The sequence below is a fragment of the Mesorhizobium sp. M0184 genome, assembly GCF_040322215.1.
In the GTDB taxonomy this organism is placed as follows: Bacteria; Pseudomonadota; Alphaproteobacteria; order Rhizobiales; family Rhizobiaceae; genus Mesorhizobium.
In genome coordinates this window covers 17,783-35,996 of the sequence record NZ_JAMYSZ010000007.1, presented here as the reverse complement: position 1 = coordinate 35,996, position 18,214 = coordinate 17,783, and the positions used below count along the sequence as shown (strand labels likewise).

At 62.3% G+C, this 18,214-nt stretch carries 18 protein-coding genes and 2 pseudogenes; 9 read left to right on the top strand and 11 right to left on the bottom strand.

Translation table 11 applies throughout. The annotated features are described in order from the left end of the window. Positions 1-13: 13 nt before the first annotated feature. The 4 genes and pseudogenes from NKJ23_RS10945 to NKJ23_RS10930 all read right to left on the bottom strand — a co-directional run bounded on the left by NKJ23_RS10945 (position 14) and on the right by NKJ23_RS10930 (position 3,246). Entirely contained in the window at positions 14-946 is a 933-nt protein-coding gene (locus NKJ23_RS10945) for an alpha/beta hydrolase (RefSeq protein ID WP_352680309.1), read from the bottom strand. 332 nt (positions 947-1,278) lie between these two features. Further along, positions 1,279-1,446, bottom strand: a pseudogene (locus tag NKJ23_RS10940) (GMP synthase (glutamine-hydrolyzing)); the annotation flags it as partial. Positions 1,447-1,553: 107 nt separating this feature from the next. Further along, entirely contained in the window at positions 1,554-2,141 is a 588-nt protein-coding gene (locus NKJ23_RS10935) for an NAD(P)H-dependent oxidoreductase (protein WP_352680442.1), read from the bottom strand. A 208-nt stretch (positions 2,142-2,349) separates the two neighbouring features. Then, positions 2,350-3,246, bottom strand: a complete 897-nt coding sequence (locus NKJ23_RS10930) for a LysR family transcriptional regulator (protein WP_352680308.1) — start codon at positions 3,244-3,246, stop codon at positions 2,350-2,352. 268 nt (positions 3,247-3,514) lie between these two features. Here NKJ23_RS10930 and NKJ23_RS10925 point away from each other — a divergent pair, with 268 nt between their 5' ends. From NKJ23_RS10925 to NKJ23_RS34645, 5 genes and pseudogenes are all read left to right on the top strand, one after another. After that, complete coding sequence (locus NKJ23_RS10925; RefSeq protein ID WP_352569207.1) at positions 3,515-4,249, top strand: SDR family NAD(P)-dependent oxidoreductase; 735 nt, start codon at positions 3,515-3,517, stop codon at positions 4,247-4,249. Between the two features lie 150 nt (positions 4,250-4,399). Next, on the top strand, positions 4,400-4,999 hold the full coding sequence (locus tag NKJ23_RS10920) for an NADPH-dependent F420 reductase (protein WP_352680307.1): 600 nt from the start codon (positions 4,400-4,402) through the stop codon (positions 4,997-4,999). Between the two features lie 3 nt (positions 5,000-5,002). Continuing rightward, positions 5,003-5,509, top strand: a complete 507-nt coding sequence (locus NKJ23_RS10915) for an SRPBCC domain-containing protein (protein ID WP_352450990.1) — start codon at positions 5,003-5,005, stop codon at positions 5,507-5,509. 34 nt (positions 5,510-5,543) lie between these two features. Further along, complete coding sequence (locus tag NKJ23_RS10910; protein WP_352569204.1) at positions 5,544-6,356, top strand: SDR family NAD(P)-dependent oxidoreductase; 813 nt, start codon at positions 5,544-5,546, stop codon at positions 6,354-6,356. A gap of 3 nt (positions 6,357-6,359) precedes the next feature. Beyond that, positions 6,360-6,472, top strand: a pseudogene (locus NKJ23_RS34645) (alpha/beta fold hydrolase); the annotation flags it as partial. A gap of 1,055 nt (positions 6,473-7,527) precedes the next feature. On the opposite strand, the gene NKJ23_RS10905 reads toward NKJ23_RS34645, so the two are convergent. Further along, complete coding sequence (locus tag NKJ23_RS10905; protein WP_352680306.1) at positions 7,528-8,421, bottom strand: NAD(P)/FAD-dependent oxidoreductase; 894 nt, start codon at positions 8,419-8,421, stop codon at positions 7,528-7,530. Here NKJ23_RS10905 and NKJ23_RS10900 point away from each other — a divergent pair. After that, a complete protein-coding gene (locus NKJ23_RS10900; protein ID WP_352680305.1) occupies positions 8,420-8,671 on the top strand; it encodes a hypothetical protein in 252 nt (83 codons plus the stop codon). The genes NKJ23_RS10905 and NKJ23_RS10900 overlap by 2 nt on opposite strands. A gap of 37 nt (positions 8,672-8,708) precedes the next feature. Beyond that, a complete protein-coding gene (locus NKJ23_RS10895) occupies positions 8,709-9,356 on the top strand; it encodes a TetR/AcrR family transcriptional regulator (RefSeq protein WP_352680304.1) in 648 nt (215 codons plus the stop codon). A 458-nt stretch (positions 9,357-9,814) separates the two neighbouring features. On the opposite strand, the gene guaA is transcribed toward NKJ23_RS10895, so the two are convergent. After that, positions 9,815-11,377, bottom strand: coding sequence for a glutamine-hydrolyzing GMP synthase (guaA, locus tag NKJ23_RS10890; protein ID WP_352680303.1), 1,563 nt, complete (start codon positions 11,375-11,377; stop codon positions 9,815-9,817). Positions 11,378-11,432: 55 nt separating this feature from the next. After that, complete coding sequence (locus tag NKJ23_RS10885; RefSeq protein WP_352578782.1) at positions 11,433-11,966, bottom strand: MarR family winged helix-turn-helix transcriptional regulator; 534 nt, start codon at positions 11,964-11,966, stop codon at positions 11,433-11,435. A 70-nt stretch (positions 11,967-12,036) separates the two neighbouring features. On the opposite strand from NKJ23_RS10885, the gene NKJ23_RS10880 reads away from it, so the two are divergent. After that, the gene (locus NKJ23_RS10880) at positions 12,037-12,363 is read left to right on the top strand and encodes a hypothetical protein (RefSeq protein WP_352680302.1); all 327 of its coding nucleotides are present in this window, start codon (positions 12,037-12,039) and stop codon (positions 12,361-12,363) included. Here the strand turns inward: NKJ23_RS10880 and NKJ23_RS10875 are convergent. From NKJ23_RS10875 to NKJ23_RS10865, 3 genes are all read right to left on the bottom strand, one after another. Beyond that, the gene (locus NKJ23_RS10875) at positions 12,335-13,009 is read right to left on the bottom strand and encodes a 5'-methylthioadenosine/S-adenosylhomocysteine nucleosidase (protein ID WP_352578781.1); all 675 of its coding nucleotides are present in this window, start codon (positions 13,007-13,009) and stop codon (positions 12,335-12,337) included. The two genes, NKJ23_RS10880 and NKJ23_RS10875, sit on opposite strands and share 29 nt — an antisense overlap. 27 nt (positions 13,010-13,036) lie before the next feature. Then, positions 13,037-13,495, bottom strand: coding sequence for a PaaI family thioesterase (locus tag NKJ23_RS10870; protein ID WP_126103611.1), 459 nt, complete (start codon positions 13,493-13,495; stop codon positions 13,037-13,039). A gap of 125 nt (positions 13,496-13,620) precedes the next feature. Beyond that, positions 13,621-14,910, bottom strand: a complete 1,290-nt coding sequence (locus NKJ23_RS10865; RefSeq protein WP_352680301.1) for an RsmB/NOP family class I SAM-dependent RNA methyltransferase — start codon at positions 14,908-14,910, stop codon at positions 13,621-13,623. A 345-nt stretch (positions 14,911-15,255) separates the two neighbouring features. Between NKJ23_RS10865 and NKJ23_RS10860 the strand changes: the two genes are divergently transcribed. Then, entirely contained in the window at positions 15,256-15,933 is a 678-nt protein-coding gene (locus NKJ23_RS10860; protein ID WP_352641539.1) for an MIP family channel protein, read from the top strand. A 76-nt stretch (positions 15,934-16,009) separates the two neighbouring features. On the opposite strand, the gene katG is transcribed toward NKJ23_RS10860, so the two are convergent. Further along, complete coding sequence (gene katG / locus NKJ23_RS10855) at positions 16,010-18,208, bottom strand: catalase/peroxidase HPI (protein ID WP_352680300.1); 2,199 nt, start codon at positions 18,206-18,208, stop codon at positions 16,010-16,012. Positions 18,209-18,214 lie beyond the last annotated feature (6 nt).

Here is an 18,214-nt window from a genome sequence, read left to right as displayed (position 1 = left end):
TTCAATTTGCGGGTCATGCGACCTCCCGACTTTCACCGCGTGTTGCAGCGGTTCCGGTCAGACCGAGCCTGGGGCGAACCCATTGTGCCAACCGCGCGATCGCGTCGTCGGCTTCGGGAGCACGCCCAGCCATCATCTGGAACGAGTGCAGCATCCCCGGAAATACGTCCAGGCGCACCTCGACGCCGGCGGCCTTTGCGCGGTCGGCCAGCGCTCGGCTGTCGTCCACGAGGGTTTCGTCTTCGCCCGCCTGCAGATAGGTCGGGGGCAGGCCCTTCAGATCGGCAAAGATCGGGCTGGCGAGTGGATTCCTGGGATCGGTACCTGCGAGGAGTTGCGATGCCAGCATATCCACGGCCGCCTTCTGGAAGAATGCGTCCTTCTCGCGATTGGCTTCATAAGAGAGCCCGCTCGCCGACAGATCGTACCAGCCAGAGATGCTGAGAATCGCGGCCGGTAGCGGCCGTCCCGCGTCACGGAGTTTCATCGCGGCCGCAACGATCAGGCCAGCACCAGCGGAATCGCCTGCAGCTATGGTGTGCTTCGGCGCGATACCTTGCTCGGCGAGCCACTCGAACGCGGTCACGGCCTGCTCGATTTGGCGCGGAAACTTGCTCTGGAAAACGTAGTCGTAAGTGGCGAGCAGCGCGTAACAGCCAATCGCCTTGGCGAGGTGTCCGACCATCTTGCGATGGGTCCAGATCGATCCGCCGAGATAGCCACCACCGTGCAGGTAAAGCATGACCCGATCATTGGCCGCCGCTTTTGGCTGAACCCACAGCGCGGTCTTGTCGCCGAGTTTGGTCTCAATGTAATCGACGTCGCCCGGCTCTGCCGTCAAGACAGACCACTCGGAGACTTCCGGCGGCAATTCCCGACCGCTGCGCCAAGCCTCGGCGAGCGTTTCATAGTGTATCTTGTTCGCTAAGCTCTGCTTGCTGTTCATTGTCACGCTCCAATTCGTTGTGGAGGGCGACGTTCAGGATGACCGCGCCCATCAACAGCTAAGACGGACGAACTGAGCGAAAGGATACGTCGCCGGCAGATGCAACGCCTCGCCGGTGGCAGTTGCCGCGGACCCCGGGTGTCAAACCCAGCAAGGCTAGGCTGCTCCACCCTTCTCTGTGGGACGTTCGTTCCAGACATTCGCCGATCGGCCAGATGCTTCGTCTATGCCGTCGCCGGGTGGCCGGGGGCTGGGACTATTGACTATTATCGCCGAGCCAACATCGCCTTAAACATGCTGCTCTATCCTCTTCTACTCCGCAGTACTCCTCGTCACTCCCACTCGATGGTGCCTGGCGGTTTGCTCGTCACGTCATAGACGACGCGGTTGATGCCGCGCACCTCGTTGATGATGCCGGTGGCGGCGGCGCCCAGGAATGCCATGTCGTGACGGTAGATATCCGCGGTGCTGCCATCTACCGATGGTGACGCTTTCGGCGCGTATGCGCGTACATACCGATAAGGGCAGCGGTCACGAGCCGCGCTGTCCCCACGGGCATTGCTCTACCTGCGCCCTTCAAAGAAAGGAGCATTGTGACGGGGCTTAGCTATAGATGCTGTAGCATTGATCTAATGCGATTTATCGCAGCATCGACACCTTGCCTAGGCAGACTTTCAACCTTGTAAAATGAAAGGAACGTAAGCGAGGCTTGAGGAGCACAGGTATTCAGAATAGCTGTCTTGAGAACGCGCCGCACTGGCCGCCTGAGGATCAGCCAATCGACCCACCAAGGTGAGCCCAAAGTGGTTATTGCAACCACCTTCCTTAGCTGGCGAAGTCGCGGTTGTATGGCACCAAGATCGGCTGCGTGATCGTATGCAATACCAGGCACCCATACCCTGTCGAACCAGCCCTTCAATATAGCTGGAGGTCCGAACCACCACGTGGGAAAAATCAAGACGATAGTCTCGGCCCAGAGAAGATCCTCAATCTCTTTAGCTACCTCTGTAGTCTCGAATCCGGAATAGTAGCTCGCGCGCTCCGCCGGTGTAAGAGCCGGGAAGAAGCCAGATCGATACAGATCAACATGTCGGCACTGGTGTTTCGCATCCATCAGGGTGTCGATAGCTGCGTTCGAAAGCGTTTCGCAAAGGCTTGGATTGAGTGGATGAGCCGTGACAATCAAACATCGCATACCAATATTTTGAATCCTCCCCAATTTGGTTGCGCTGCGCGTCATCATTCGTGCGGCGCGGTGCTCGGGCAAAGCTTCTCATGCCAATCATGGATTTCGAAATAGCTGTACGCGCCACAGTCTTCAAAGAGCAATTGTTTTTCGACGCCGAGAATGGCCCTTCTACAGCGGTACGCTCGAGACAGCGCCATCGGCAACCTGCCAGCCGTCAGTCGCGCGATATGGACAGCCCCGCGAGAAGCGGAGCGTACGCGGCGAGCCTGCGGGATACGAACTCCGTGAAGAGCCGCACGCGCTTCGTCTTGCGTGTCTCCCCCACCGTGAGAAGCCAGAGCGTTCCGTACATGTGCAGGTCGGTGCCCGGCACCCTCACCAGTAGCGGGTCGGCATCTCCGACGAAGCACGGCAGTGTCGTGATCCCGAGCCCTTGCCGTACAGCAACGATTTGCGCCTCGGCGTCCGTGGTCCTGAAGGGAACCCCGGTGGTGCGAACCTCACCCTCGCTGGCCCATTCCGGAATTCCATGAATGCTTATGACGATCCACCGGATGGGATCAGGCGCGCCCGCACGCCACGCGGCTAGTCGATCGCAGGACATGTAGATGCCGCCGAACAGCTCCGGTCCCTTCAGGCCGTGAAGATTGAGCGGCAGGGTTTTGCGGTCGTAGACGACGCGGATCGCGACGTCGGCCTCTCGGTTGGTCAGATTTGCCAGCTCGCCGGACGACAAGATTTCCATCTCGATGTCCGGATGCAGACGCGCGAAATCGGCGAAGTCCGGCATGAGCAGGTGTGTCGCGAGGGGCGGTGCCAGCGTCACCCGCAGAAGCCCGCGCACGCTCTGGTCGCGCCCGAAGACGCGCGTCTCCAGCAGGTGCGACGACACTTCCATCTGGTCCGCGAACTCGAGGACCTCCTCGCCCGCAGCCGTCAGGCGGTAGCCCGAAGGCAGCTTTTCGAACATGTGCACCCCGAGGCGTTCCTCGAGCTGGGCGACACGTCGCAGCACGGTCGAGTGGTTCACACCGAGGCGCTCGGCGGCGGCCCGCACCGAGCCTCCGCGCGCGACGGCAAGAAAGTAGCGAACGTCATCCCAGTCGGTCATGGTGCAATCCGGCACCGCGCGGTGCGCCTTCCAAAGCCCGTATCTAACACATCGAACAGCAGTACGGGCGGTCATCATAGCCTAGGTCGACGAGCGCGGCTCAATTCCGAACGGCGGACGCCGATCGTCGCGGCTGGCGTCAGTCGTCCAGCCGGATCGATTTCGCACCACCGATGTGCGCGCTTCCGCACTCAACAACTGACGCCGGCGGACCCATTTCGAGGTTCTCGGAGGCAGATGCCGTCCCGACACCACGAAAGGAGAAGTCATGGGAAAACTTGAGGGTAAGGTTGCAGTCATCACGGGTGGATCGAGCGGCATGGCGCTGGCGAGCGCCAGGCGGTTCGTTGAAGAAGGCGCCTATGTTTTCATCACGGGCCGGAGACAGGAGGCGCTGGACGAGGCCGTCAAGCTGATCGGCCGGAACGTGACCGGCGTGCGCGGCGACGCGGCCAATCTCGACGACCTCGACCGCCTGTTCGATACAGTCAAGCGGGAAAAGGGCAGGATCGACGTCCTGTACGCGAGCGCCGGCACGGGCGAAGCCGTCCCACTGGGCGAGATTACCGAGCAGCACTTCGATGCGGCCTTCGGCCTGAATACGCGCGGCACGCTGTTTACGGTTCAGAAGGCGTTGCCGCTGTTCAACGATGGCGGATCGATCTTCATGACCGGGTCAGTTGCTTCGGTGAAAGGTTTTCCTGGTTACAGCGTGTATGCGGCAAGCAAGGCGGCGCTGCACGCATTCGCACGCGGGTGGCTCAACGAACTCAAGGGCAGGAATATCCGGGTGAACGTGCTGCACCCGGGGCCGATCGCCACACCGATGCAGGACCAAGTCCTCACCGAGGAGGCGAAGCAGATGTTCGAATCCCTGATCCCGCGGGGAAAGATGGGGCGTCCTGAGGAAATTGCGACGGCCGCGCTGTTTCTTGCTTCCGACGATTCGAGCTTCGTGAATGGGGTCGAGTTGTCTGTCGATGGCGGCTTCTCGGCCATCTGAAATCGCGCCGGATCGCGGGAAGCGGCTGACCGGCGGGAACTAGCGTGTCCATGGTGGAACGACCACGCAAAGGTCGCCACACAGCGGAACGAATAACCCAGCGCCGTTGAAGGCCGGGGAAATCAATACCAACACGGATCGGAGAAGATCATGAGCTACGCAATTGTAGGATTCGGTAAGATAGGTCAGGCCCTCGCCCACGCCTTCGCCCGTAGAAACATCGACGTGGCCGTCGCGAGCCGCCGGCCGCCCGAGGCGTTGGCGCCGCAGGCTCGGGCGATTGGACCCACGGTCGTCGCCAAGTCGCTGCGGGATGCACTCGAGGCCGACACAATTATCTTGGCGGTCCCGTTCGGGGAGCATCGCGAGGTTGCGAAAGCCCTGCCGAGTTGGAAAGGCAAGACGGTCATCGACGCGATGAACGCGTTTCCAGTCCCTGAAGAGCTGGACGGCCTCCCGTCCTCCGCCTTCGTCGCGAAGGCGTTCACCGGCGCCAAGCTCGTCAAAGGTTTCAATCACCTGGTTGCGGCCACCCTGGCTGCCGATCCGATCGTCGAGGGCGGCCACCGGGTCGTCTTTCTGTCGAGCGACGACGACGACGCGACCGCTCCCGTGGCGGCCTTGGCCAAACAACTCGGGTTCGCACCCGTCAAGCTGGGAAAGCTCAACGAGGGTGGCGCGCTGGTGCACGCGCGCGGCCGCACTTGGGGCCAGCTCATCTTCCAGGATTTGTTCAAGAAGGAGCAGTAATCGATGTACGACCATGTGACTTGGCCCGAGCGATATGATCCGAAAACGTCGGCCATCTACGCACTCAACGACATTGACGTGAAGGCGCCGCCTGAAGCGGTCTGGAAGCTGCTCGTCGAAGCCGAGAATTGGTCGAGCTACTTTCCCGCCGAGGATCAGGTCAAGATTCTGACGGGGGAGCCGGAACTGGCGCTCGGAACGCGATACAGCCGTGTGACGGTTGGATTTCCGATGAGTCTGGTCGTGACGGAATGCGAGCCCCTTCGCAGGCTCGCATGGGCGACGACAGTTGATGGCGACGAGACCGGCTCAAGCGCATACCATGGCTGGGTCATCACGCCTACGGACCATGGCTGCCATGTGCTGACCGAGGAAACGCAGCAGGGCCCCTTCTTCCTCGATGAGCTCGGGCGCAAACATCCCGGCGCACTCTACCGGTATCACCAAGACTGGGTCGAAAGCCTCGCCCACGCAGCGGAGGCGGAAACAGCGAAGACGACAGTGGATTGATTGCGCTTCCTATTTAATTTTGGAGATGAATGAGATGAATATCGAACTCAAAGGCCGCAAGGCCATTGTTACCGGATCCACCGCCGGTATCGGCCGCGCGACGGCGGAGGGGTTGGCGCGTGCCGGTGCATCGGTCGTCGTCAACGGCCGTGGAAACGCTCGGGTCGATGAGGCGGTGCGGCAGATGCGGCAGGCCTTCCCCGGCAGCGACATCTCGGGTATCGCCGCTGATCTTGCGACAGCGGAGGGGGCAAAGGCCTTGATCGCGCATGCGCCGGACGCCGATATCCTTGTGAACAACGTCGGTACAGCACACATCCGGAGCTACAACGGCGTCGAGGATATCGCAAATATCCCCGATGAGGACTGGCTTGACCTCTTCCAGTTGAACGTAATGAGTGGCGTGCGCGCGAGCCGTCATTACCTGCCGCGGATGGTGGCGAAAGGCTGGGGCCGCGTCGTGTTCATAAGTAGCGAATCCGCAGTCAACATCCCTAAGGAAATGCTCGACTATGGCATGACCAAGACCGCTCAACTCGCGGTTTCACGCGGGCTTGCCGAGGCGGTCGCGGGCACGGGCGTCACCGTCAACGCCGTCCTGCCGGGACCTACCCGCTCTGAGATCCTGGGCAACTTCATGGCGAAACAGGCTGACGCAAATGGAATCACGCAGCACGAAGCCGAGCAGGGCTTCCTGCAGGCGATGCGTCCGACGAGCCTCATCCACCGCTTCGCGACCACCGATGAGGTGGCCAACATGATCATCTACACATGCTCGGAGCAGGCTTCGGCGACCACCGGCGCGGCTTTGCGGGTGGATGGTGGCGTGGTCCGCTTCGTCGCGTAGCAGGACGACCAAATTGTTCCGTTCGCCAACTCGGGTCCGCTGTCGGCCAAGCTGCTGAAGCATGGCACGCTTAAGTCTACAGGGATCTGCCGCACGGCATGCGCACGACCCACGCATTGCGGGAGCACTCTGAAACTATGCGAGGCACGAGAACGTATTCAGCTACGGCGCCGTCCCCGCTGTGCTCGGCGGCCGTGCGCTCGCCTCGTTGGTCCCGCCCCGGACCATGATACAAATCCACGGAACATGGTGTCTATTGTCCGAGGAATTGGATCGGCGCTCCAATCCCAATCCAAAGCATGTGCTGTGAACGGCGCGGTGTATCGATCCCTTGAGCATCTCTACACATAATCGAAGGTCTATCGCCGACCTGCAAAACGGCTGCTTGTTCTTGCAGAATCGCCCGCGAACTATCGCCTCCTATCGTTGACCAACAATTTCCGAATATATCCGACAGTACTCCAACCTACTCTACCGTACGCCCCCTCATTCCCACTCGATTGTTCTAAATCTAGTTAGGCCATTGATATAGCTAGGTTTTTTATTCGTTGCCGCGCAAGAAGCCGACCCATGGGCCGTCAAAACGTTACAGTCTTGATTTCAAAGGGAAAAATAGCACGAAAATTTTTTGTGCGGTTTCGGCATCTATCGAAGTCGATCGCCTTTCCGGACCCACTTTGGGCAACTCAGGTGGGTTTCACAGCGAACGAAGAAAGTACCGTCACCAACTTTCATAGCACCGCGCGCGCCACAACGCGACCCGCCGCGGCAGCGTCATCCAAGCGCCATCCCTCTCCATTTGTAGGTGAACTGGATACCGCTGGCAGTGCAAACTGGACACTCCCGGCAGTATAAACTGGACACCTCAAGACCCACTCGCTCCGAGGGCGCGACAGCACGGTTCAAGGTGCAATGTCGCGCCCTCACTTGCTGAACTTCTTCCCGGGAGGGGGGCGGGGGAGGTTGAATAACCTGTGGAAAGCCTGTGGGTCTTTTGGGACCGTTTGCGGGCCGGCCTGAGCCTAGGAATCGTTTTGCTCAACTGCCCCTTCGAGACGGCTGACCGGCCAAAGACGCCCCTCAGGGGAGAGGGGGCCCGCGTTCCGTGGCACCGGCCCGCAATCTTCAGAATATGGTAGCCCGCGGCAACCGGAGAAGGGAATCTGTGCTCTCAAACCAGCATCGACTGCTGGGAGAAGATGCCCGCTATCGCGCCGTGCGATGATGCCGTAGTGACCGAGGGCATGAGGGGGTTGGCGAGGTCGCCGGCGGCGTAGATGCCGGGCATGCTGGTTTCGCGGCGCTCGTCGACCTTGAGGGCGATGCCGAGGGGCGTATCCACCGTGGCGAGGCCCAGTGATTCATGCAGGCTTGCGGACGGCTTGTTGCGCGGATGGGCGAACAGGATGTCGACCGCGACATTGGGGCCGGTATCGAGCTTGACGGTGGCATTATGACCCCCGTGATGGGCGATCTCGGTGATCCGGCCATCGACGACAGGTATATTGCGGTGCCCCAGATCGACCCGCATATCGGGCGGAATGTCATGTCCATCGGCGAAGAGCGTCAGCGTGTCGGTCCAGTCGTGGAACAGCCTGACAGAATTGTGCGACTGCGGGCCGGACCAGACGAGGCCCCAATGCTGGCCGGCGACTTCAAAGCCGTCGCAATAGGGGCAGGGTACGATGGACGTGCCCCAGCCTTCGGCAAAGCCCGGAACATCAGGCATCTGGTCGGCGACGCCATAGCTCAGGATCAGGCGGCGCGCCCCAAGGCTTTCGCCATCGCCAGTGAGGACGGAGAAGTCGTCGATGGCGCCGGAGATGCTGTCGGCCCGGGCATTGACCAGCCTGATCGTGGGATAGCGCGCCAGCTGCTGCCGCGCCTCGGCCAGGATGTCCAGCGGTGGCTTGTGATCGTGGCCGAGCAGGCCATGCGAGTGGCCGGCGAAGCGGTTGCGCGGCAGGCCGGTATCGAGAACGGTGACCTTGCGGCGGGCGCGGCCGAGCTGCAGGGCGGCTGCTAGACCGGCAAAGCTGCCGCCGATGATGATGACGTCATCCATGGTGATAAGCTCCGTGTTGTGGATGGAGGGGGTTGGGCTGGGCCTGGCGCGAAATATCGTCCAGCGATACGCGCTCGAGACGGGCAGCGAGCAGGGCTTCGGCATCGACGAGAAAGTCGCCCATCACTGTGTTGACCGGCCGGACAATGCCGCATTCGATATTGCCGGGCGCCCCGGGAAACTTGATTTGGAGGACAGGTTGAAACCTACCCATTGGCTTGCACATTTCAGATACTACATGGTATCGTAATACAAGAATTAGGATACTGTCAAGTACTGGAATTGTCGTGACCGTAAACAGCCAGGGCCGGCGCGGCCGGCCCGCCAACGAGGCGCTTGGCCAAACGATAGTCGACGCCGCGTGCGAACTCTTTGTGGAATTGGGTTTTCAAGCGACGACATTGGACAAGGTAGCCCAGCGGGCGAAGATATCCAAGCTCAGCATCTATCGGCACTTCGAGAACAAGGAGGCGCTGTTCAGCGCGGCCATCGCGGCCCGCTGCCATCAGTTTGCACCGCAGGCTCTTTTTGAAGGCGTCGACGGTTCGGCCGAAGATCAGCTCATGGCGGTGGGATCATCCCTGCTTCGCACGCTGTTGAGCTCGGACGTCCGCAGTGTCGAAGCCATGATCATGGCCGACAAGACGAATCAAAAGTCGTTAAGCAAGCTCCATTACGAAGCCGGCCCCGCCCATGTCATCGCCCAAATCGACGCCCTGTTGCGTCAGTTGCACGCGAAGGCGGTTCTGAACGTGCCCGATCCTCTCCGGTCTGCCCGCTTGTTTGCCGCGCTTTTCAAAGGATCCGATCTCCTGATTATCGCACGCTTCGATCAGGCGAGAGCAGAGGACGACAACGAAATCGAATCCTATTGCCGGTCGGCCGTCGCCATGTTCATCGCCGCGCACGGTGGCAACGACCAGGCGGGCGGATAAGCATTTGATTGCTCCGGGCAGCTTGGCCGGGACCGTGGTCCAGGCGCTTCGTCATATCCGACGATATGCGATCGGGTCCGGAACATCGATCGGTACCGCCGCCAAAGCTGAAACTATGTATGTCGATAACTAAAGTACCGTCAGCGCGGAAATGTCATGCTATGGGGCATTTTCGTTATATATTTCAAAGCGTTGACACACAGAAAAGTACCGTCAAACCCTAAAAACGAATGACGGTACTTTTTAGAATGCTCTGTCGGATACGAAAAACACCGTCAAAAGTACCGTCAGAGTGATCTGCTACAAGCCAGGCGCTCCGATAAACTTAACGATTTCAATGACTTGATAGATTTGTCAATTCCATTGATAATGTGCCCTGGCTAGCAGTCTGCCCTGCCCGCAAATCATTGTATTTTCTGCGAAATACTACGCTAGAGCCGCCTATCATCGCCCTTCCCTCACTCCCACTCGATGGTGCCTGGCGGTTTGCTCGTCACGTCGTAGACGACGCGGTTGATGCCGCGTACCTCGTTGATGATGCGGGTGGCGGCTGCTCCCAGGAATGCCATGTCGTAATGGTAGAAGTCGGCCGTCATGCCGTCGACCGAGGTGACGGCTCGCAGCGCGCAGACGAATTCGTAGGTGCGGCCGTCGCCCATCACGCCGACGGTCTGCACCGGCAGCAGCACGGCGAAGGCCTGCCAGATGGCGTCGTAGAGGCCGGCCTTGCGGATCTCGTCGAGATAGATGGCGTCGGCCTCGCGCAGGATCTCCAGCTTTTCGCGGGTGATGCCGCCCGGACAGCGGATGGCGAGACCGGGACCGGGGAACGGATGCCGGCCAATGAAGCTGTCGGGCAGGCCGAGCTCCTTGCCGAGCGCCCTCACCTCGTCCTTGAACAATTCGCGCAGCGGCTCGACCAGCTGCATGTTCATGCGTTCGGGCAAGCCGCCGACATTGTGATGCGACTTGATGGTCACCGATGGGCCGCCGCTGAAAGAGACGCTTTCGATGACGTCGGGATAGAGGGTGCCTTGTGCCAGGAAATCGGCGCCGCCGAGCTTCTCGGCCTCCTCCTCGAACACTTCGATGAACAGCCGCCCGATGGTCTTGCGCTTCTTCTCGGGGTCCGACTCGCCCTCGAGCGCGCCGATGAAACGGTCCGAAGCGTCGACCAGGATCAGCGGCAGATTGTAATGCTGGCGAAACATCTCCACCACGCCTGATGCCTCGTCCTTGCGCATCAGACCGTGGTCGACAAGGATGCAGGTGAGCTGGTCGCCGACCGCCTCATGGATCAGCAAGGCCGCGACCGAGGAATCGACGCCGCCCGACAGCGCGCAGATCACCTTGCCCTTGCCGACCTGTTTGCGGATCGTCTCGACCGCGTGCTCGCGGTAGGCGCGCATCGTCCAGTCGCCTTCGATGCCGGCGATGTTGTGGACGAAGTTGCGGAGCAGCCTGGCGCCGTCCGGCGTATGCACCACTTCGGGGTGGAACATGAGGCCGTACATTTTGCGCTCGACATTGCCGAAGATGGCGAAGGGCGAGCCCTCCGATTTTCCGAGCACCTCGAACCCCTTGGGCAGGGAGATGACGCGATCGCCATGGCTCATCCACACCTGATGGCGCTGGCCGGGCGCCCACAGGCCCTCGAACAACGGGCTGTCCTCGGCGATCTCGACGAAGGCGCGGCCGAATTCGCGGTGGTCGGAGCTTTCGGCGACGCCGCCCATCTGCACGCACATCGCCATCTGGCCATAGCAGATGCCGAGCACCGGCACGCCGGCATCGAAGACGATCTGCGGCGCGCGCGGGCTGCCGATGTCGCCGGTCGAGGCCGGGCCGCCGGACAGGATCACCGCCTTCGGATCGATGCGCTTGAACGCCGCCTCGGCCGACTGGAAGGGCACGATCTCGGAAAAGACGCCGGCCTCGCGGATGCGGCGGGCGATCAGCTGGGTGAACTGGCTGCCGAAATCGACAATCAGGACGGTGTCGGGATGATTGGCTGTTTTCATGGCGAGCGTTTAGAGAAAGAAACGAGTCGGCGCAATGGGTTGTGAGGTCGCGCTTTCACTTCGATTCCGGTGTGTCGTCCTCAACGCCAGAGGCTTTGTCCAATGCATCAGTTTGCGTTGTATCGAGTGACCGCAATGCGCCCATCAGCGCCGCGAAACGCTCGTGACCAAGGCGGGCAACATAGCTCCGTTCGATCTGCAGCTTGATGCGGTCGCCATCGCGCAGGGCGTCCAGGCCCTTGCGGGTGTAGCGCACAAGCTTGCCGCGACCGTCTTGCGGATCGGGCAGACGCTGCAACACACCTTCCGTCTCCAGGCCATCGAGCAATTGCTGAATCGCCTGCTTTGAGATCGCCGAGCGCTCGATCAGCGCCGACTGGCGCATGCCGCCGCGCGGGATGTGTCCAAGCAGGCCGGCACGCGCTTCGGTGAACCAGTGATGCCCGGCAGCGCGCATCGCAGCGGCGAACTCGGTCTGCCAGGCGCGGCTCGCCTGCCACAGCCGCCAACCTATGTGATCCGGCAGCGTTTCAGGTTTTTCGTCAAGTCCCTTGACCAAATTCTTCTCGCCCGATACATAGTCAAGCATCTTGACTACTAGTTCACTCTAAGTGGCGATGCCGGTCAAGGCAATCGGCACTTCAATTCAGGAGGAAATCATGGCAGCACTTCAGAAGGAAACCCTTGCAATGCTCATTCCGGGCATGACCCACGTGTTGGAACGAAACGGCAAGGAGGCTTACGTCTATTTTGAAAGCGAGGGTGCCGCGCACATGCTGCTCGACGATGGCGAGGCGCGAAGCGGGCGCTGGCGGATGCTCGATGACGGTTATGTCGCCGACTGGGACACCGGCGCGACCGGACGCTGGACCCTCGATCACGAGCCCGGGTCAGTCACTTACGTCAATCGCGACAACGCCGTTCGCTTCAGGATGATCGGCGTGCTGTTCGGCAACGCTAAGAACCTGCCGCCCCAACAAGCTTGAAGTCGATTGCGCCGGAGGCGATCGCCTGTTCCAGCAGCTGAACCGCCGCGGCCAGCTTCTCGTCGATGACGTGCAGATATTCGGTCCAGTCGCCAACGTGTCTCAGATCGGCCGCGCCGTCGGAAATGCCGCGCAGGCCGATAAGCGGCACGTCGAACAGCTGGCAGGCGCGCAGGCAGGCGAAGGTCTCCATATCGACCATATCGGCGGCGATCGCGTCGTAGGCGGCGCCGGTGACGATTGCCGCACCGGTCGACAGCGTCGCTTGCCTGATGCCAGGAACTCTGAACGGCAGCGGCGCGCTGACAGGCAGGTCGAGGAACGGCGTGGCGCCCTTCTCGAACCCCAGGGGCGAGGCATCCATGTCGCGGTAGGCGACTGAAACGGCCTGATAGATTTCCGTCTGCTCCAGCGTCCGGCTGCCCGCCGACCCGAGCGACACGACGAGATCCGGCAGCGCCTTCCCGGCGTGCAGCCGCGACAGTTCGGCGCCAAGCCCGACGCCGGCCTCGACCGGCCCGACGCCGGTCAGCAGCGGCGTGAACAGCCGCTGCAGGTGTGGACCGTATTCGGCTTCGGCAGCCATGACGAAGAGAACGGATCTGCCGGAGATCAGGGTGAGCTCACCAGGTGTCTTGCCGGCCATGATCGTCCATCCTCCCCTGCCCGCTCCTCAGCCCTCGATGCCGTCGCGGCCGACCACCGTCATCATCGTTCCGGTCATCGTGGCGATCAGCTTGGCCTCGCCATCGACGGCGAACGCATAGGCCTGACCGTCGGCGACGATGATGGTGCGGCCAGGCTTGGTCACCGAGCCGCGGAACAGGAAGCGCTCGCCCCTGCCGGGCGCCAGCAGATTGACCTTGAACTCGATGGTCAGCACACCGGAATTTTCCGGCATCAGCGAGAATGCCGCATAACCGCAGGCCGAGTCGAGAGCCGTCGAAATGACGCCGGCATGGAGAAAGCCATGCTGCTGCGTCAGAGCCGCCGAATAGGGCATTTCGATCTCGATGATGCCGGGCGTCACCAGCGTCAGCTCGGCGCCAATGGTCATCATCGCGTTCTGGCGGGCAAAGGACGTCCTGACGCGGTCCTCATAATCGGGAGCAGGAACGATCTTTGCTGCCATGGCCGTCGCCCTTCGTTTCTCGACAAATCTTATTGCAAAGGCATTTATCGCAGAGGGGTGGGCGGCAGGCAATCGCAAATGCTGCACTGCAGCATTCGGCTTAGCCCTGTATCGATGGCAACGATTCAGCCGGCCCGCCGCAGCGCGCAGAAGTAAAAGCCGTCGGTGCCGCTCAGCAACGGCGACAGCGAAATGCCGCCTGCCGCACCGATACGCACTTTCGCTTCGTGGCCCGCAAAACGGCTGTCCCAAAGCTGGCGGTGATCGAGCGGGACAAAACCGGGATGGCGATCCCGGAAGGCCGAAACCTGGTCGCCATTTTCCTCGTCGAACACCGAACAGGTGATGTAGACCAGCAGGCCGCCGGGTTTGACGAAGTCCCTGGCGGCATCGAGGATCGTCTCCTGCTCGCCCTTGCGGGCGTCGAGCTGTCTTTGCGTCAGCCGCCATTTGGCATCCGGCCGGCGCCGCCAGGTGCCACTGCCGGTGCAGGGCGCATCGATCAGGACCATGTCCATGTGCCTGCCGAGCGGCGCGAGCTCGGCCGGCCTGGTGACGATCTGCACGTTGCGGTTTTCCGAGCGGCGGATGCGGTCGAAGATCGGCGCCAGCCTGGCCTTCTCGGCGTCGTGGGCGAAGATCTGGCCGCGATTGTCCATCGCCGCGGACAGCGCCAGCGTCTTGCCGCCGGCGCCGGCGCAAAAATCGAGCACCTGCATTCCAGGTTCGGCGCCGGCCAGTTCGGCCGCAATCTGCGAACCCTCGTCCTGAACTTCGAACCAGCCTTTCTGGAAGGCCGGCTCGGCCTGCACGTTCGGGTGCCTGCCGTCGCCTTCGATCGGCGGGATGCGGATACCGTGCGGCGCGATCCGGGCAGGCTTGGCGCCGGTCTCCGCCAGTTCCGCCAGCACCTTGCCGCGATCGGCCTTCAGCGTGTTGACCCTGAGGTCGAGCGGCGGGCGCGTCGCCAGCGCGGCACCCTCTTCCACCCAGGCCGTGCCGAACGCCCGTTCGAACAGCGGCATGCACCAGTCGGGGATGTCTGCCCTGACGGCCGGCGGCGCATCGGCAAGCCGGCGAGCCGCAAGCGTTGTCAGTTCGTCGGCGGTAAGCAGCGGCGGCGCGAACTTGTCGCCCTTGAGCGCCTCGTTCAGCGACTGCGCCGTCTGGCCCCATTCGAGCAGCAGCGCGCCGAAGCCGATGGCGCGCGGCGTGTCCTCGCCGAGCAGCCAGCCTGCGGAGCGCTTGCGGCGCAGCGCGTCGTAGACGATGTTGCCGATCGCGGCACGGTCGCCGCCGCCGGCGAAGCGGTGCGACAGGCCCCAGTCCTTCAGCGCATCGGCCACCGGCCGGTGACGCCGGCCAATGTCGTCAAGCACTTCGATGGCTGCCGCCAGCCGCCCGCCCAGTCTCATTGTCGTCTTCCATTACTCAGCAAATTAATTCCGGCCCTGCTCTTAGAGCTTTTCGTGCCCTGATTGAAACAGTTCTGTTTCGCCGACGGCGAGACGATCCATGCCGAGGGGTGACGAATGTGGGTTGGTGCATCGCGAGCCGCCGCCACCAAGCGGGCGCCGGCATGCGGAACGAAACAATTCGATCAATATATTACACGTTTCTAATGTGCGTGTCTGGTGCTCACAAGCATAGCGGCTTGCGAAACTGCTCTGCTTTGCAAGTTTTCCGGTTGCGAATACTCTTTGCGCGGTGATTCGCGTCGCAGAAAAAGCGGAGCCGCGGGTCGATACGAGGAGAGGGCAATGAAAACTTATCTGGCGGAAGTTCTAGGCACGTTTCTATTGGTGTTCATCGGCACGGCTTCGGTGGTGACGGGCGGCTTCGGCGGCGCGCTGCCGCTCGGCCAGGAAGGTATCGGTCTGGCGTTCGGCATCGGCCTGATAGCGGCCGCTTACGCGATCGGCCCGATTTCGGGCGCGCACCTCAATCCAGCGGTGACGCTCGGTGTGTTCCTCGCCGGGCGGATGCCGGCCAGGGACGTCATTCCCTACTGGATCGCGCAGATCATCGGCGCCATCATCGCGTCGCTGGCGCTGTGGATCATCGTCTCCGGACAGGTCGGCGGTCACACCGGCGGCTTCGGCGCCAATGGCTGGGATGTGACGAAATGGGGCGTCAGCTCGGCCTTCCTGTGGGAGCTGATCGGCACCTTCACCTTCGTCACGGTGATCCTCGGCGTCACCAACGCCAAGCACACCACGGCCTTCGCCGGCCTGGTCATCGGCCTGACGCTGGCCGGACTGCATTTCGCCATCATCCCGGTGACCGGCACATCGCTCAACCCGGCCCGCTCGATCGGCCCGGCGCTGTTTTCGGGAACTGCGGCGATCGGCCAGCTCTGGCTGTTCATCGTCGCGCCACTGATCGGCGGCGCCATTGCCGGCGTGGTTGCCAAGGCCGGTATCTTCGAGAAAGACTGACTTTCGAAGGCTTCATGGAAAAGGCGCGGGTCAAGGCCCGCGCCTTTTTGTTGCGTCGAGAATTCGTATGCCTGGATCAGGCCGCGAGGTCAAAACGGTCGGCGTTCATCACCTTGGTCCAGGCGGCGACGAAGTCCCTGACGAACTTCCGCCCGGCGTCGGCCGATCCGTAGACCTCGGCCAGCGCCCGCAGTTGCGCGTGCGAGCCGAAGATCAGGTCGGCGCGGGTGCCGGTCCACTTGACTGCCCTGGTCTTGCGGTCGCGCGCTTCGTAGACTTCATCGGAGCCGGCGGCCGGATCCCAGACTGTGTTCATGCTGAGCAGGTTGACGAAGAAATCGTTGGTCAACGTGCCCGGCCTGTCGGTGAATACCCCGTGCTTCGACTTGCCGGTATGGGCGCCGAGCACCCGCAACCCGCCGACGAGCACCGTCATCTCCGGCGCCGTCAAGGTCAGCAGCTGCGCCCGGTCGACCAGCATCGCTTCGACCGACATCGGCGGCTTGCCCCTGACATAATTGCGGAAGCCATCGACTTTCGGCTCGAGCGCTGCGAAGGACTGGACATCCGTCTGTTCCTGCGACACGTCCATGCGGCCTGGCGTGAAAGGCACCTGCACGTCATGGCCGCCGTCCTTGGCCGCCTTCTCGATCGCGGCGACGCCGCCGAGAACGATGAGGTCGGCAAGCGAGATCTTCTTGCCGCCGGACTGCGAGTTATTGAAGCCCTTCTGGATGCCTTCGAGTGTCTCGAGCACCTTGGCCAGCTGCGCCGGCTGGTTGACCTCCCAATCCTTCTGCGGCGCCAGGCGGATGCGGGCGCCGTTGGCGCCGCCGCGCTTGTCGGAGCCGCGGAAAGTCGAGGCCGAGGCCCAGGCGGTCGAGACCAGTTCGGAAACGGACAGGCCGGAGGCCAGGATCTTCGCCTTCAGCGAGGCGATGTCCTGCTCGCTGATCAGCTCGTGGTCGATTGCCGGTATCGGGTCCTGCCAGATCAGCTCTTCCTTCGGCACGAGCGGGCCGAGATAGCGGACGGCCGGACCCATGTCGCGATGCGTCAGCTTGAACCAGGCACGGGCGAAGGCATCGGCGAACTGATCAGGATTCTGATGGAAGCGCCGCGAGATCTTCTCGTAGGCCGGGTCGACGCGTAGCGCGAGGTCGGTGGTCAGCATCGCCGGCGCGCGGCGCTTCGAGGGATCGTGCGCGTCCGGTACGGTGCCTGCACCGGCGCCGCCCTTCGGCGTCCACTGATGGGCGCCGGCCGGGCTCTTGGTCAGCTCCCATTCGTAGTTGAACAGATTGTCGAAGAAGTTGTTGCTCCATTTGGTCGGCGTCGTGGTCCAGGTCACCTCGAGGCCCGAGGTGATGGCGTCGCCGGCAATGCCGGTGGCATGCTTGCTCGACCAGCCGAGGCCCTGCGCCTCGATGCCGGCGCCTTCCGGCTCCGCCCCGACCAGCGATGCATCACCGGCGCCGTGGGTCTTGCCGAAGGTGTGACCGCCGGCGATGAGCGCCACGGTTTCCTCGTCGTTCATGGCCATGCGAGCGAAGGTCTCGCGAATGTCGCGCGCCGCAGCCACCGGATCGGGCGTGCCGTTCGGCCCTTCCGGGTTGACGTAGATCAGCCCCATCTGCACGGCGCCGAGATGGCCCTGAAGTTCGCGGTCGCCGGAATAGCGCTCGTCGGCGAGCCACTTGGTTTCCGATCCCCAGTCGACGTCCTGCTCCGGCTCCCAGACATCGGCGCGGCCGCCGGCAAAGCCGAAGGTCTTGAAGCCCATCGATTCCAGCGCGACGTTGCCGGTGAGGATCAACAGGTCGGCCCAGGAGATCTTCCTGCCGTATTTCTGCTTGACCGGCCACAGCAGCCGGCGCGCCTTGTCGAGATTGGCGTTGTCCGGCCAGCTGTTGAGTGGCGCGAAACGCTGCTGGCCGGCGCCGGCGCCGCCACGGCCGTCGCCGATGCGATAGGTACCGGCGCTGTGCCAGGCCATGCGGATGAAGAGCGGGCCGTAATGACCGAAATCGGCCGGCCACCAATCCTGCGAATCGGTCATCACCTGGTGCAGATCCCTGATCACCGCATCGAGATCGAGGCTCTTGAATTCCTTGGCGTAGTCGAAGTCCTCGTCCATCGGATCCGAGAGGCTGGACTGCTGGTGGAGGACGCCAAGGTCGAGTTGGTTCGGCCACCAGTCGCGGTTGGTCCTGCTGGCCGATCCATGTGGGACCGGGCATTTGCCGGCGCTGTTGTCGTCGGTTTTCGCGTCCATCTTTGC